The sequence below is a fragment of the Klebsiella sp. CB_Kp196 genome (genome assembly GCF_040061575.1).
Lineage (GTDB): Bacteria > Pseudomonadota > Gammaproteobacteria > Enterobacterales > Enterobacteriaceae > Klebsiella > Klebsiella michiganensis.
Genome location: NZ_JBEAFH010000045.1, coordinates 17,886 through 32,569 on the forward strand (window position 1 = coordinate 17,886; position 14,684 = coordinate 32,569).

Consider the following 14,684-nt stretch of genomic DNA (forward strand, 5'->3'; position numbering starts at 1 on the left):
TCCACGCCATGACGCTATTCAGGACTTTAGTATCTCTATATGGATTAAATAAATGAAAAAAACAATTGTAGCTGTAATGGTCGCTGCTTCAGCAGTTCTGAGTGCCCAGGCTTTTGCGGCAGGAAACAGTTCTAATCTGACTATTCTGGGCAACGTAACCGACACCGGCGAATCCTGTAACGTAACGCCGTCCGCGATGATTTCAGGCGGATCTTTAACGCTGGATGATGTAAAAGCATCCGTGCTGGAGGCCCTGGCTGTCAACGCACCGTATATGTCTACAGCAAAAGATATTGAGTACAAAATCGAAGACTGCCAGAAAGGCGCTAAAGACTTTAGTGGCAATATCAACGTCACCGTAACAGGCGACTATATCAGCGGCCAGGATGACGTGCTGACCAACTCCGCGGCCAGCCCGGCGACTAACGCTGCGGTTACCGTGGTTAATACCGATGGAACTCGCGTAAGCTTCACCGGCACTACGCCTAAGGTTATTGCATATACTGCGGGTACGCCTTCTTATCTGCGTTATAAAGCCGCATACGTTAAAACCGCAAATGGCGTTACCGATGGTGCAGTTAAGGGTGTAGCAATCTTTACTATTAGCTACTAATAAGCATGCCGGGGTTTACCTGAGGTAAACCCCATTCTTATATTCAGGGAATGAATTATGCTGAAGTCATTATTAAGGCTAACTACACTTTCTTTTATTACCATCAGCTTCGTAGCCCACAGCGGAGTCGTGGTGGATTCAACCCGTCATCTTTATAAAGAAGGCGCGCGAGAAATCAGCGCAAACATTGAAAATAAAGATGATACGCCATATCTTATTAAATCCTGGGTAGAAGCACCTGAAGGAACGAAAGACAGCTTTTTTATGGTGACGCCTCCACTTTTCCGTCTGGAGGGAAAGCAAACGAATACGGTGCGTGTTTTTCCTAATGCGTATATATCCAAAGCACCAAAGGATCGTGAAACCGTCTACTTCTTTAACGTTATGTCTATCCCGCCAACCAGCGATAGTGAAGCCGATAAAAACAAGCTACAGCTCGCCGTTCGCCACAGAATGCGCCTCATCTATCGTCCACGCGCTATTCAGGATATGAATATTACTACTGAGGCCAGAAATCTGCAGTGGCGTAAGTCCGGTAATAAAATAACGTTAAAAAACCCGACCCCATTCTTTATTTATTTTAAAACAATAACAATAAACGGCAGGGATATTACTAGTTCAGTTAATAACATTGATGCTTTTTCCAGCAAAGAATTTACTTTGCCTGCAGGTATAAATGGTTCAGAGATCGTATGGAAGGTGGCTACGGATAATGGGGGCTCGGGCCCAGCTAACACCTCATCGATTTAAATTCTTTTTCATTGGCCAGGGTGAAAAGTATGTCTATTTCAATAAAAAAGATGGGAGGGGCGCTATCCGGAACCTACCACACATTTTTCGTTCTCGTTCCGGCGCTCGCTCTCGGTTTAAGCGCTAATGCCCTGGCACGTGATTTTTTTGATCCCGCTTTTATAAAATCAGTAAATCAGGGCGATCCATCCTCAATACCGGACCTGTCCCTGTATTCAACCAGGGATGCACAGGCACCAGGGGTGTACCGCATTGACGTTATTTTAAATAATAGTCTGCAAGAAACGGCCGATCTTCGCTTTGTTGACAAAAAAGATCCGGCGACTGATGCCTTAAAACTCGCGCCATGTTTAAGCATTGCTAAATTAACCACCTATGGTTTACGTTCAGATGCATTTCCAACATTAAAAGAGGATGCTAACGGCTGTGCTGATACGAGCATCATCCCGGATTTCACCACCGATTTTAACTTTAATACTCAACAGCTGCTGATATCCATACCGCAGGCAGCCCTGTCGACGATAGCTCAGGGATTTGTTTCTCCCGATGAGTTTGATGACGGTATTAACGCCTTGCTGACCAACTATCAGTTTAGTTCGGGCAAAGACTATGAAGCGGACAATGAGTATTACAATCTTAACCTACAATCCGGCCTGAACATTGGGCCGTGGCGCCTGCGCAACCTTAGTACCTGGAATAAATCAGCAGGCACGAAGAGTGACTGGGATTCCGTCTATCTCTATGCGCAGCGAAGCATTGTGTCGTTGAAAAGCACCTTAGTCATGGGTGAAAGCACCTCTCTCTCCAGCATTTTTGACAGCGTGCCCTTCACGGGGATTCAGCTGGCAACCGATACGGACATGATTCCTGAAAGCCTGCGCGGCTTCGCGCCTGTTGTTCGTGGTATTGCCAGGACCAACGCTCGCATCGTCATTAAACAGAATGGCTATCAAATCTACCAGGCCTTTGTCGCTCCGGGCGCTTTCGAAATCACCGATCTCTACTCGACCGGCGGCAACGGTGACCTTTACGTCACCGTCGAGGAGTCCGATGGTTCCCAACAGAACTTCGTCGTGCCTTACGCCTCTCTGCCATTAATGCTCAGAGAAGGCCAGATGGAGTATGAGATCACGAGCGGTAAATATCGCCCATATGACGGCAATATAGATGAAAAACCGTTTACGCAGGCTACGATCGGCTACGGTGTCTTAAGCAACACCACTTTCTATACCGGTTTGCAGGCGGCATCCAACTATCAGGCGCTCGCTTTCGGAGTCGGGCAAAACCTTGGCGATATTGGCGCGGTTTCCGCAGACGTCACGACAGCCTGGTCCCACAAGAAAGATGAAGATAAAACGTCCGGCCAATCCTGGCGTATCCGCTATGGTAAAAATATTCTTGAGACCGGCACCAATATTACCGTAGCCGGCTACCGCTATTCGACCTCCGGGTACAATACGCTAAGCGATGTGATGAACACCTATAGCAACAGATACGGCGGCTATACTCCACGCTCTCTGCGTAACAGAACCAATATTACCGTCAGCCAAAGCCTGGGGGCCGGGTTAGGTAGCCTTTCTGTATCCGGTATATTCGAGGATTACTGGGACAGCAAGCGCCACAATAACTCGCTGAATATTGGTTACAACGGCGGGTTCCGCCGCTTTAACTATTATGCCGGCTATAGCTATAGCCGCTACAGCTGGGGAAATAGTGGCTCCGGCCGTTATGTAGAGGATGACCATGTCGTTTCATTTAATATCTCTATTCCTTTAAGCGAGTGGTTGCCTAATGCTTATGCGACCTACAACGTCACCAACAGCAGCCCGGGCTCGACCGATCAGTATGTTTCTCTGAGCGGGGTGGCGCTGGAAAATCATAACCTCGACTGGAACGTACAGCAGGGCTACAGCAATCGGGAGGATGCCAGCGGCGGCGTCTACGGCAACTATCGTGGTTCAACGGGTTCAGTTAACGCCGGCTACAGTTATGCCAAACATAGCCAGTTGATTAACTATGGTCTGAGCGGCGGCGTATTAATGCATGCCGACGGTATTACCCTGGGTCAGGAAATGTCTGAAACCGCCGTACTGGTTAAAGCACCCGGGCTGAAAAATGTACGCCTGGAAAACGACGCGACTATCGAAACGGACTCCCGCGGCTACGCGATTATTCCGTACGTTACGCCATACCATCGGACCAACGTAACCTTAGATAGCACGACTCTGGGGAATAATATGGAATTGCCAAATACGACGCAAAAAGTCGTGCCTACACGTGCAGCCGTGGTACGGGCGAACTTCGCGGGTAATATTGGCCGCCGCGCATTCCTTATCCTTAAGAGAGCATCAGGCGAAAACGTGCCGTATGGCGCAACGGTAACGTCAACTACCGATAAAAATGCCCAGGCCAGTATCGTGTCTGATGGTGGGATGGTCTACATGTCCGGTCTAAAAGATAACGGTGAAGTCTATGCCCAGTGGGGTTCAAAGACTGGCCAGCAGTGTAAAGCGGCTTATAGTCTGGCCAGGGAAATCGAAGGCATCGCGCAGACGACTGCGGTTTGCCACCAACAGGGAAAGTAATACTATGAAATGTCTTTTTTTATTATTAGTTTACTCAGCATAAGCTTACAGGCGGTGGCTACCTGCTCATATAGTAAAACGGGTGGCGGTGCGATTACCGTTAGTTTTAACGGTTCTGTCATCGCGGATTCCACATTACCTAACGGTAGCATATTAGCGTCGGCAAGACGTGGAAGTGTAAATCCCAAAACATTTTCATCGTGTAGTTCCAGCGATGTTTATGTCGTCAGAACCGTACCTGTCGTAAGCCCATCTAATATTACTAAAATTGGTGGAAAAATAGTTTATGAGACAGGTATCCCCGGTATTGGGTTTCAGATTTCTGATATTACCTTACCATCAGTTAACTATTTTTCCCCTGCAGAAATAGATCAACCAGAAATAGCCAGCAATCATTATTTTTCTAAAGCGTCTGGACAGGTCATGGTCTGGTTAGTGAAAACCGGCCCCATAACGAAACAAAAGGGAAACAAAACGGCGGTTTATTTTATGGCTGGCCCGCCAAATCAGACCAACACGGGTGCATCGAATACCGCTGAATTATTCAGAATCAATGTGGATTTGACTAACATTACTTTTAAGGAAACTACCTGCGAAATCTCGCCGCGCAATGGAGGTATCGTAAAACTATCAACCATTGATATTTCAGATTTAAATTCCGTAGCTGTCGGTAGTGCCGCAGGCAAGTCCAAAAATATCACCCTCGATATTAACTGCCCGGATTCAGAAATCAATAAAAAATATGTTTACTGGTTTAGCCCTATATCTGTAGCATCAACAAGCGTAAATGGACTATTACTAAATTCATTACCAGACGGCGCTCAAAACATAGGTATCATTCTTAAAAAAAATGGTTCTGCGATAAAATTTAACGATCTGAGTGCCTACCCCTTCGTCAGTACTAAGAGTCAGGATTTAACGCTCACTGCTGACTATTTTAAAATCGCTAAAAATGTCTCTGCAGGCATCACTGGGGAGATAAAAACAGATTTAGAGGTCATCCTGCAGGAGGAATAATTCCCCTGTGAGCAAGGATATAAGCATATACCAGCAAGTTTTACATAGACTTAATGATGAATAAAAGCAAAAACGTTATAAATCCAAAATTATTCGAGTGGTGAGTGAGAGAATACCTGGCAGTTTACTGCATTAAGTGGCTGGGCTGAGCGCGCTCAGCCAACGCTCAGGCAGCCTGAAGTGTGGCGGTTAAAATGCCTGTCGTTATCAATCCGTTCTCTCACACACAATCACGCCATCAATATTAATTCACTAAAGCTGATACATGAACCGCTAAAAATTCACTAATCAATCATCAACACGGACATTGAAAAATAACAGTCACATATTAGAATCAGCCTCGAAATACCACCTTGCACCTTCGTGTATTTCATTTTCTAAAAATGTCAAAATAGATTTTGACTTGTTGTTGTTTTCTTAAAGCACTCATATATTAAAGGAATATATAATGAAACAACTCACTGTATTTGAAATGGAAGAGATTTCTGGTGGCTACTCCTGGGACTTCTCATCGATAACTGGAGCCTTAACCAGTATTGTTTTTAATAGCGCTGAAGCTATCGGAGCATCCATTTTAGGCGCCACAGCTGGCGCACTTGCCGGTTCTGCTATGGGCGGCATCTTCGGCGGTAACGGTGGCGGCATTTTGGGTATCGGGTCAATTGGCCAGGCGGTGGGGATGATTTACGGTCTGTGCGTTGGCGGCGTTGGTGGCGCTATTGCTGGTGCCATGGTTGGCTGGGATATCACTCTCGATAAATGTATCGAGATGTTTGATGGATTTGTTGATGGTACGCTAGCCTACTGGTAAGAAAGTTTTCAGACCATAACTTTATGAAGGCTCTGACGAGCCTTCTTTTATCTTAATTCTCTATCTCAAAGCTGATAACAATGTTAAAAAATATCTATCGCAAGGAAGCGATTGAGTACAAAAAAATTCACTGGAAAGGGAAAGCATTATTGTTAGCAGGCATCCCGGCATGGTTGGTTACCTTGTTAGCATCACTTTTTCTTATTGCTCTTGTATTATCTCTCATATTTTGTACCTTCACTCAGCGCATTGATGTGCGTGGCGAAGTCATTACGCTCCCCCACTCCGTGAACGTCTTCGCACCACAGCAAGGTTTTGTTGTTAATCAGCACGTAAAAGTGGGTGATATCGTAAACAAAGGCCAACCGCTTTATGAGCTTGACGTTTCGCGTAATACCATTAATGGGAATGTGAGCGCAGCCCAAATTGAAGTGATTAATGAAAAAATTGCTAATGCGGAAGATATTATAAGCAAACTGACGCGCAATAAAGCTGAAACATTAACCGCCCTTGATAAACAGCTTAAAACTACCAGCGCCTCACTGGCTGAAACTAATCGCATGCTGGCGACGACTCAGGTAGGCTTAAACAAAATGCATACCAACTTATCCAGCTATGATAAATACCTCAAGGATGGTCTGATCACTAAAGACCAGTATAACTATCAGCATTCTTTATATTTTCAACAGCAAAGCGCCTATCAATCCCTGGTTACCCAAAAAATGCAGCTGGAATCTCAGCTCACGCAAACCAATAGCGATAAAATAACCAAAGCAGCAGACTTTGATAATCAGATCTCCAGCCAGCACAATCAAATCAATGATTACAAAAATCAGCTGGTAGAATCCAACGCGAATGGTAATCTCATTATTAAAGCAACGACCAATGGAAAGATTGAGTCGCTGGCCGTGACTAAGGGGCAGATGGTTGAGAACGGCAGCAGCCTCGCACAGATCAAACCCACAGGGGATATTGAGTATTATCTCATCCTATGGTTACCCAATAATACTATCCCTTATGTGAAGCCAGGCGACACGATTAATATTCGCTATGATGCTTTTCCTGCGGATAAATTTGGGCAATTTCCAGGAAAGGTTATTTCTATCTCCTCGGTTCCAGCATCACGCCAGGAGATGGCTGAATATACCAACGTTAATAACGGCACTAGCCAGCAGGAGTTGGCGCTCTATAAAGCCATTATAAAAATTAAAGACAAGACTTTTAACTACAACGGAAAAACGCTCACGCTCTCTAACGGCCTGAAGGCTCAGGCGGTAGTTTTTCTTGAAGAGCGTCCGCTTTATATGTGGATGTTTACCCCTTTCTATAAGATGACGCAAAGCGTGAGTGGCCCGATCGATGCATAAAGAACTGTTTAAAACGATTACCGATAAGCTAAATTTTTCGCTCCGCCATAAAACGCCGGTGATATTACAGTCGGAGGCTGCCGAATGCGGTATCGCCTGTCTGGCGATGGTTTGCGGCTTCTACGGGCTCAATATCGACCTGTTCAACTTCCGCCATCGCTACGGCAGTCCTTCTCAGGGCGTTACGCTCATGTCGTTGAGCAAAACGGCGGAACATGCCGGGTTGAAAAGCCGCGCGCTATCCCTCGACCTGGATGAAATCAAGCAGCTAAAGCTGCCCTGCGTCATCCACTGGGGTTTGAATCATTACGTGGTGCTCACTAAAGTGCGTAAAAGCAGCTTTATTGTTCACGACCCGGCGCTGGGTAAACGGGTTATTGGCATCCAGGAAATGTCCAATAACTTTACCGGCGTTGCGCTGGAGCTATGGCCGGACCAAAACTTTCAGCAGGAACAGGCGAAATCTCGTCTACGCCTGCTGGACCTGATGCGTAATATTGTTGGGCTGAAATCCGTCCTGCTCAAGATCTTTGCCTTTTCGGTAGTGGTTGAGGCTATCGGTCTGTTGTTACCCATCGGCACGCAGCTGGTAACCGACCACGTTATCATGGCGCACGATCAGAGCCTGCTTTCGGTTATCTGTATTGGCCTGGTTTTCTTCACGCTCTTCCGTACATTTATTAGTATGCTGCGGGCCTGGATCTCATTAACGTTAAATACGCTGACCAATATTCAGTGGAAGACAACGCTGTTCGATCATCTGGCGAGCCTGCCGTTATCCTTTTTTGAGAAGCGCCATCTGGGCGATATTCAGTCTCGTTTCTCCTCGCTGGATACTATCCGCTCAACCTTCACCAATAGCATTGTTACCGGCATTATCGATTCGATTATGACCGTTGGCCTGCTGATTATGCTAACGCTTTATGGCGGCTGGCTGGTTTGGGTCGTGGTGGGCTTTACTTTATGCTACGTCATCATGCGTTTTGCGACCTACAGCTTCTACCGCCGCGTTGCCGAAGAGCAGGTTATCAAGGGCGCCCGTTCCAGCTCGCACTTTATGGAGTCGCTCTACGGTATTTCAACCATTAAGGCGTTGAACTTAAAAGAACGCCGTTCGCAGCACTGGTTAAATATCAACATCGACGCCTGTAATGCCGGCATCAAACAGACTCGGTTCGATATGATGTTTGGCGGTATTAATACCTTTATTACTTCTATCGACCAGGTTGCGGTTCTCTGGCTGGGGGCAATTATGGTTATTGATAACAATATGACCCTTGGCATGTTTATGGCCTTTAATGCCTATCGCGGTCAGTTCTCGCAGCGCGCCTCAAGTTTGATCGATCTGATTATGCAGCTGCGTATGCTGTCGTTACATAATGAGCGTCTTTCAGAGATCGTCTTTAGCGAGCCGGAAAAAGAACTGCCTTCACGACGCGTTTTTGCAGAAAACACGGGCGTTAAACTGGAAGTGAAGAATCTCAGCTACCAGTACGATCCGTTCTCGCAGCCTATTTTTTCTAATTTAAATATTACCGTTGAACCGGGCGAATCCATCGCGCTGGTCGGCCCTTCCGGCGTCGGTAAAACCACGCTACTGAAAGTCATGTGCGGCCTGCTGTCCCCAACCAGCGGCGATGTGATAGCGGATAACCTCGATATTCAGAAAATCGGCATTAACAACTTCCGTCATGGAACGGCCTGCGTTCTGCAGGAAGACAGACTCTTTTCGGGTTCCCTGATCGATAATATCAGCGGCTTTGAAGATAACGCCGATATGGACTTTATCGTTGAATGCGCACGCAGATGTAATATCCATGATGAAATCATGAAAATGCCGATGGGGTACGAAACCATTGTCGGCGAGCTCGGTTTAGGCATCTCTGGCGGGCAAAAACAGCGGCTCTTAATCGCTCGCGCCCTCTATCGAAAACCCAGCATTCTGTTTATGGATGAAGCCACCAGTCATCTCGATCTTAAAAACGAGTCGGTGATTAACCAGTCTATCTCTGGGCTAAGCATTACCCGAATCATCGTCGCCCATCGGCCATCCACCATTGCCTCGGCCGATCGCATCATTGATTTATCACAGCTACGCACGCTGGCACCAGCGTAACCCTCAGGAAAAGGAGATCCGAATGCAAGGCACGTTTATTGGTTTTAATACCGCATCAATTAAATATGAAGACAAATTTTTAGCTTTAATGCTCAAAGTAAAGCTGAGTAATCAACTTTGCCAGTCTTACTATCTTCAGGCCCAGGCGCTTACCGACCTCCTGTTAGTTTTACAACACAGGATGGCCATCGTATTACAGCGCTTAAACGCTGAAGGTGAAAGTTATAAGAGTGAACTGGTCGCTTTTAATGAGCAGCTCATAGAAAACACCCCGGTTATAGATATGCCGGAAGTCCAGCAGCCCAATTCGGAAAGGCGAGTCATATCGATTACGTTAAAACCAGGAGATACCTGGTCAACGCTCATTCTTGTGCTGCAAAACGAGCAAATTGCTACGCTGCGCATTGATGATATGCAGGTTGAAGCGCTGCTGGTTGGAGTTCAGCAATCTCTTAAAAACGCCGGTGATAACGAACTGATTAAAAATTTAACGTCATCACTGGAAAGCCTGATGCTATATGCCCTGGATTTAACGAATAACAAGAATGTTGATTATCAACAGTACATCCAGGATGAGTGGAAGCTCAATCTGTTTTCCCATTATCTGGGCGTGCTGTACTGCTGTGATACGGAGGCAGGACGAAAAATCATCTCCGGCGCGGTGATTAAAACCAACGCCGCCCATCCGTCAGAGCAGGAGAATAGCGTAGTGATGCGCTTAATTGAGAAGAGCCCAAAACTGAAAGAAGTGCACGCAAAGCATCAGCCCTGCCAGATTTTTAGCCAAATTATTCCTTCTCAGCCGGGAAGAATGCTGTCGCTGGAGGAGTGCCTGCGGCCTTTACATGCGTTCTACATGGCGACACAGGCGAAAATCAACGCGCGCTAAAAAATATGCCAGGTGCCTCTATTGGCTCAAGAGAGGCACCTGTTAAATCAATTCGGGCACTTATAAACCTGGCCGTTCATTTGGCTATCGGTCGGGACAAAGCTGGACAACAGATTCTGCGTCGGGCTGCTGACGCCGTAAATCACGTTGCCTCCCATTTCTGCCGCATGGTTACGCAGAGCGTTTGCCGCACCGCGCATAGAGCCGCCTTCATCACCATTCTGCCCGGACAGCCAGTTGCTCTGCGTACCGGTCGCAGTGCCTAACAGCTGGCATTCGGAACCCGGTTTATCCTCAACAAAGCGTACGTTCTGGCCACCAGAGGTCAATTCGTTGCTGGAGCTGCAACCTGCTAACAACAATGCTGCGCCGACAATCCCTGCTAAATATTTTACCTGCATGTTATTCCCCACGATCAATGAGCTGGACGCACTGGCCCGGATGTACAACCTTATACTAAAAAGACGACAAAAAGAAAAACCCCCGAGCATTTCTGCCCGAGGGTTCTTTATTTCTAAGGGGTATAGCGCACGATTACATCATGCCGCCCATACCGCCCATGCCACCCATACCGCCAGCAGCACCTAAGTCAGGCGCGTCGCTTTTCGGCAGGTCAGTAACCATGCACTCGGTGGTGATCATCAGACCAGCAACGGATGCTGCGTACTGCAGAGCAGAACGCGTCACTTTGGTTGGGTCCAGGATACCGAAGTCGATCATGTTGCCGTATTCTTCAGTTGCGGCGTTGTAACCGTAGTTACCCTCACCGGCTTTCACGTTGTTAGCAACAACTGACGGCTCTTCACCGGCGTTGGATACGATCTGACGCAGCGGAGCTTCCATTGCGCGCAGCGCAACTTTGATACCGACGTTCTGATCTTCGTTCTGAGCGGTCAGGCCAGCCAGTTTAGCCGCAACGCGAACCAGCGCTACGCCACCACCGGCAACCACGCCTTCTTCAACCGCAGCACGGGTCGCGTGCAGGGCATCGTCAACGCGGGCTTTCTTCTCTTTCATTTCAACTTCGGTCGCTGCGCCAACTTTGATTACCGCAACGCCGCCTGCCAGTTTCGCAACGCGCTCCTGCAGTTTTTCACGGTCGTAGTCAGAAGTCGCTTCTTCGATCTGCTTACGGATCTGAGTAACGCGGCCCTGAATCGCAGCTTCTTCACCCACGCCATCGATGATGGTGGTGGTGTCTTTGTTGATAACAACGCGTTTCGCCTGACCCAGGTCTTCCAGAGTCGCTTTTTCCAGCTCCATACCGATCTCTTCAGAGATAACGGTACCGCCGGTCAGGGTTGCGATGTCCTGCAGCATAGCTTTACGACGGTCGCCGAAGCCCGGAGCTTTAACCGCAGCCACTTTAACGATGCCGCGCATGGTGTTCACCACCAGGGTCGCCAGCGCTTCGCCTTCTACGTCTTCAGCGATGATAACCAGCGGTTTGCCAGCTTTCGCCACGGCTTCCAGAACCGGCAGCATTTCGCGGATGTTGGAGATTTTTTTGTCAGCCAGCAGGATGAACGGGCTTTCCAGCTCAACAGCACCGGTTTCCGGCTTGTTGATGAAGTACGGGGACAGGTAGCCGCGGTCAAACTGCATACCTTCAACCACGTCCAGTTCGTCTTCCAGACCGGTACCGTCCTCAACGGTGATAACGCCTTCTTTACCGACTTTGTCCATCGCTTCCGCGATCAGTTTACCTACGGTTTCGTCGGAGTTAGCGGAGATGGTACCTACCTGAGCAATGGCTTTAGAGTCAGAGCACGGTACGGACAGCGTTTTCAGTTCTTCAACGGCGGCAACGACAGCTTTGTCGATACCACGTTTCAGGTCCATCGGGTTCATACCCGCAGCAACGGCTTTCAGGCCTTCAGCGATGATAGCCTGAGCCAGTACGGTTGCGGTGGTGGTACCGTCGCCTGCAGCGTCGTTCGCTTTAGAGGCAACTTCTTTCACCATCTGCGCGCCCATGTTTTCGAACTTGTCTTCCAGCTCGATTTCACGCGCTACGGAAACGCCGTCTTTAGTGATGGTTGGCGCACCGAAGGATTTGTCCAGAACCACATTACGGCCTTTCGGGCCCAGGGTTACTTTAACTGCGTCTGCCAGTACGTTTACGCCGCGCAGCATTTTCACACGAGCGTCGTTACCGAATTTTACGTCTTTAGCTGCCATTTTATCTTTCCCTTAAATTCGTATGTTCAGTGTCGTTCGCGGATTACGCTTCAACAATTGCCAGAATGTCGCTTTCGGACATGATCAACACTTCTTCATTGTCGATCTTCTCGGACTTCACGCCATAGCCATCGTTGAAAATGACGATGTCACCAACTTTAACGTCCAGAGGCTGCACGGTTCCGTTTTCCAGGATGCGGCCCTTACCGACAGCGATGATTTCGCCACGAGTTGATTTTGCTGCCGCAGAACCGGTCAGAACGATGCCGCCAGCAGACTTCGTTTCAACTTCTTTACGTTTGACGATCACACGATCATGTAACGGACGAATACTCATTTTGATAGCTCTCCTTTGAGAAAGTCATTATCAGTTATGGATGACGCCGGTCCGCACACGGTTTTCCGGCTAGTGCCCTGAGAGATGGGGATGGGGTTTTACCGCTTCAAGGGGAAACGCAAAAAAAAATTTGTCCTCGTGCTCGGACGCACATAAATTTGCCGTCCTCGCCCGACGTCATAAGCAAAAGCGATTGTGATACCATCCTTTTTTTGCCGGGCGCAAGGTTGAATCATGAGTGGTTTAAAACAGGAGTTAGGGCTGGCTCAAGGCGTGGGATTACTCTCCACGTCATTACTGGGAACCGGGGTCTTCGCCGTTCCGGCACTGGCCGCGCTGGTCGCCGGCGATAACAGCCTCTGGGCCTGGCCGGCGCTGATTTTACTGGTGTTTCCCATCGCTATCGTCTTTGCGACGCTGGGCCGCCACTTTCCCAGCGCCGGCGGCGTGGCGCATTTTGTGAATATGGCCTTTGGCCCGCGTCTGGCGCGCGTCACCGGCTGGCTCTTTTTATCGGTGATCCCGGTGGGATTACCCGCGGCCCTGCACATCGCCACCGGCTTTGGTCAGGCGCTTTTTGGCTGGCACGACAGCCAGCTGCTGCTGGCCGAGCTGGGAACGCTGGCGATTATCTGGTGGGTCGGTTCCCGCGGAGCCAGCTCCAGCGCCAATCTACAAACGCTGGTTGCCGTGCTGATTGTCGCCCTGATCGTCGCCATCTGGTGGCGCGGCGCGATCAATCCCGCGCAGATCCCCTTCCCCGCGCCCGCTGAAATCGATAGTTCGCAGCTTTTCTCCGCGCTTTCCGTGATGTTCTGGTGCTTTGTCGGGCTGGAGGCTTTTGCACACCTGGCCTCTGAGTTTAAGCAGCCGGAACGCGATTTCCCCCGCGCGCTGATGATTGGCTTATTACTGGCGGGTTCCGTCTACTGGGCCTGTACCGTGCTGGTCCTGCATTTTCATGCCTTTGGCGAGGAGATGGCCGCCGCCGCGTCGCTGCCCAATATCGTGGTGCACCTGTTTGGCGTGCAGGCGCTGTGGATTGCCTGCGTTATCGGCTATCTCGCCTGCTTCGCCAGCCTCAATATCTATATTCAGAGTTTTGCTCGCCTGGTCTGGTCGCAGGCGCAGTACAAACCCGAGAGCTATCTGGCCCGGCTGTCGCCGCGACAGATTCCGCGCAACGCGCTGAACGCGGTGCTCGGCTGCTGCGTCATTAGCGCGTTATGCATTTATGCGCTCAATATCAATCTTGATGCGCTGATCGTCTACGCCAACGGCATTTTTATTATGATCTATCTGCTGTGCATGCTGGCGGGCTGCCGTTTGCTTGAGGGACGTTATCGCGCGTTAGCGGCGTTTGGCAGCCTGCTGTGCCTGCTGCTGCTGGCGATGGTGGGCTGGAAGAGCCTTTACGCGTTTATCATGCTGGCGGTACTGTGGCTGTTTTTACCGAAGCGCAGGCTGGCGGAGGGGTATTCCAGGCCGGAGTAACCGGCCCGGGCAATGCATGTTAGTCGCGGCGATCGTCTTTATGATCGAGACGGTCGCGTTCGTCGTCTTTACGCTGGTATTCGCCTTCAAAGGTATCGCCGCCGTCCGTTCCGGCGCTAAACCCGCCGCCCGGCATTCGGCTAAAGCGCAAATGCGGCATCAGTTTTAAGGTCAGATGCTTCTGTACCGGAGGTAACAGCAGCAGCAGCCCCAGGAAATCGGTAAAGAACCCCGGCAGAAGCAACAGCAAACCGGCGATAATCAGCGACACGCTTTTGATCATCTCTGCGGCCGGGCTCTCCCCCGCCGCCATCTTCTGCTGCATCAGCATGAGGTTTTTAAAGCCCTGGTTTTTCACCAGCGATATCCCCACCACCGAGCTGAAGATCACCAGAATCAGCGTCAGCAGAACGCCAAGCACATGAGCGACCTGGATAAAGATCGAGATTTCAATGTAAACGTATAAAAAAACGGCAATTAACGGAATCCAACGCACCGGCGTCTCCTTCATTAACAGACGCCAG

General features: G+C 49.2%; 13 protein-coding genes. 9 read left to right on the forward strand and 4 right to left on the reverse strand.

Translation table 11 applies throughout. The features are described from left to right. Positions 1 to 52: 52 nt before the first annotated feature. The 8 genes from ABLU87_RS14000 (at position 53) to yjeJ (ending at position 10,148) form a co-directional block, all read left to right on the forward strand. Positions 53 to 613 (forward strand): type 1 fimbrial protein, encoded by a 561-nt coding sequence (locus ABLU87_RS14000; protein WP_122116884.1) that lies wholly within the window; start codon positions 53 to 55, stop codon positions 611 to 613. 57 nt (positions 614 to 670) lie between these two features. Further along, the gene (locus ABLU87_RS14005; protein ID WP_048262030.1) at positions 671 to 1,363 is read left to right on the forward strand and encodes a molecular chaperone; all 693 of its coding nucleotides are present in this window, start codon (positions 671 to 673) and stop codon (positions 1,361 to 1,363) included. Between the two features lie 50 nt (positions 1,364 to 1,413). Continuing rightward, a complete protein-coding gene (locus ABLU87_RS14010) occupies positions 1,414 to 3,948 on the forward strand; it encodes a fimbria/pilus outer membrane usher protein (protein WP_183129314.1) in 2,535 nt (844 codons plus the stop codon). 9 nt (positions 3,949 to 3,957) lie between these two features. Beyond that, complete coding sequence (locus tag ABLU87_RS14015; RefSeq protein ID WP_196942039.1) at positions 3,958 to 4,965, forward strand: fimbrial protein; 1,008 nt, start codon at positions 3,958 to 3,960, stop codon at positions 4,963 to 4,965. A gap of 448 nt (positions 4,966 to 5,413) precedes the next feature. Further along, complete coding sequence (locus tag ABLU87_RS14020; protein WP_004097919.1) at positions 5,414 to 5,776, forward strand: hypothetical protein; 363 nt, start codon at positions 5,414 to 5,416, stop codon at positions 5,774 to 5,776. A gap of 80 nt (positions 5,777 to 5,856) precedes the next feature. Next, complete coding sequence (locus ABLU87_RS14025) at positions 5,857 to 7,143, forward strand: HlyD family secretion protein (RefSeq protein ID WP_064405839.1); 1,287 nt, start codon at positions 5,857 to 5,859, stop codon at positions 7,141 to 7,143. Beyond that, on the forward strand, positions 7,136 to 9,259 hold the full coding sequence (locus ABLU87_RS14030) for a peptidase domain-containing ABC transporter (RefSeq protein WP_004097913.1): 2,124 nt from the start codon (positions 7,136 to 7,138) through the stop codon (positions 9,257 to 9,259). The genes ABLU87_RS14025 and ABLU87_RS14030 overlap by 8 nt, the downstream gene beginning before the upstream one ends. Positions 9,260 to 9,281: 22 nt before the next feature. Further along, positions 9,282 to 10,148: a YjeJ family protein gene (yjeJ, locus tag ABLU87_RS14035; RefSeq protein WP_025107651.1), complete on the forward strand. Its 867-nt coding sequence runs from the start codon at positions 9,282 to 9,284 to the stop codon at positions 10,146 to 10,148. Positions 10,149 to 10,195: 47 nt separating this feature from the next. On the opposite strand, the gene ABLU87_RS14040 is transcribed toward yjeJ, so the two are convergent. The 3 genes from ABLU87_RS14040 to ABLU87_RS14050 form a co-directional block, all read right to left on the reverse strand. After that, complete coding sequence (locus ABLU87_RS14040) at positions 10,196 to 10,549, reverse strand: DUF4156 domain-containing protein (protein ID WP_004097909.1); 354 nt, start codon at positions 10,547 to 10,549, stop codon at positions 10,196 to 10,198. Between the two features lie 133 nt (positions 10,550 to 10,682). Beyond that, the gene (groL, locus tag ABLU87_RS14045) at positions 10,683 to 12,329 is read right to left on the reverse strand and encodes a chaperonin GroEL (RefSeq protein ID WP_032747587.1); all 1,647 of its coding nucleotides are present in this window, start codon (positions 12,327 to 12,329) and stop codon (positions 10,683 to 10,685) included. 43 nt (positions 12,330 to 12,372) lie between these two features. Continuing rightward, on the reverse strand, positions 12,373 to 12,666 hold the full coding sequence (locus ABLU87_RS14050) for a co-chaperone GroES (RefSeq protein WP_003855929.1): 294 nt from the start codon (positions 12,664 to 12,666) through the stop codon (positions 12,373 to 12,375). Positions 12,667 to 12,900: 234 nt separating this feature from the next. Between ABLU87_RS14050 and yjeH the strand changes: the two genes are divergently transcribed. After that, the gene (yjeH, locus tag ABLU87_RS14055) at positions 12,901 to 14,160 is read left to right on the forward strand and encodes an L-methionine/branched-chain amino acid transporter (protein WP_025107653.1); all 1,260 of its coding nucleotides are present in this window, start codon (positions 12,901 to 12,903) and stop codon (positions 14,158 to 14,160) included. Between the two features lie 19 nt (positions 14,161 to 14,179). Here yjeH and ABLU87_RS14060 read toward each other — a convergent pair whose 3' ends face one another. After that, positions 14,180 to 14,656, reverse strand: a complete 477-nt coding sequence (locus ABLU87_RS14060) for an FxsA family protein (protein WP_122117097.1) — start codon at positions 14,654 to 14,656, stop codon at positions 14,180 to 14,182. Between the last annotated feature and the right edge of the window lie 28 nt (positions 14,657 to 14,684).

What these genes read in the sequence shown, in the direction of transcription:
- ABLU87_RS14000 (WP_122116884.1), top strand. Translation starts at nt 53, where the DNA reads ATGAAAAAAACAATTGTAGCTGTAATGGTCGCTGCTTCAGCAGTTCTG.
- ABLU87_RS14005 (WP_048262030.1), top strand. Translation starts at nt 671, where the DNA reads ATGCTGAAGTCATTATTAAGGCTAACTACACTTTCTTTTATTACCATC.
- ABLU87_RS14010 (WP_183129314.1), top strand. Translation starts at nt 1,414, where the DNA reads ATGGGAGGGGCGCTATCCGGAACCTACCACACATTTTTCGTTCTCGTT.
- ABLU87_RS14015 (WP_196942039.1), top strand. Translation starts at nt 3,958, where the DNA reads ATGTCTTTTTTTATTATTAGTTTACTCAGCATAAGCTTACAGGCGGTG.
- ABLU87_RS14020 (WP_004097919.1), top strand. Translation starts at nt 5,414, where the DNA reads ATGAAACAACTCACTGTATTTGAAATGGAAGAGATTTCTGGTGGCTAC.
- ABLU87_RS14025 (WP_064405839.1), top strand. Translation starts at nt 5,857, where the DNA reads ATGTTAAAAAATATCTATCGCAAGGAAGCGATTGAGTACAAAAAAATT.
- ABLU87_RS14030 (WP_004097913.1), top strand. Translation starts at nt 7,136, where the DNA reads ATGCATAAAGAACTGTTTAAAACGATTACCGATAAGCTAAATTTTTCG.
- yjeJ (WP_025107651.1), top strand. Translation starts at nt 9,282, where the DNA reads ATGCAAGGCACGTTTATTGGTTTTAATACCGCATCAATTAAATATGAA.
- ABLU87_RS14040 (WP_004097909.1), bottom strand. Translation starts at nt 10,549, where the DNA reads ATGCAGGTAAAATATTTAGCAGGGATTGTCGGCGCAGCATTGTTGTTA.
- groL (WP_032747587.1), bottom strand. Translation starts at nt 12,329, where the DNA reads ATGGCAGCTAAAGACGTAAAATTCGGTAACGACGCTCGTGTGAAAATG.
- ABLU87_RS14050 (WP_003855929.1), bottom strand. Translation starts at nt 12,666, where the DNA reads ATGAGTATTCGTCCGTTACATGATCGTGTGATCGTCAAACGTAAAGAA.
- yjeH (WP_025107653.1), top strand. Translation starts at nt 12,901, where the DNA reads ATGAGTGGTTTAAAACAGGAGTTAGGGCTGGCTCAAGGCGTGGGATTA.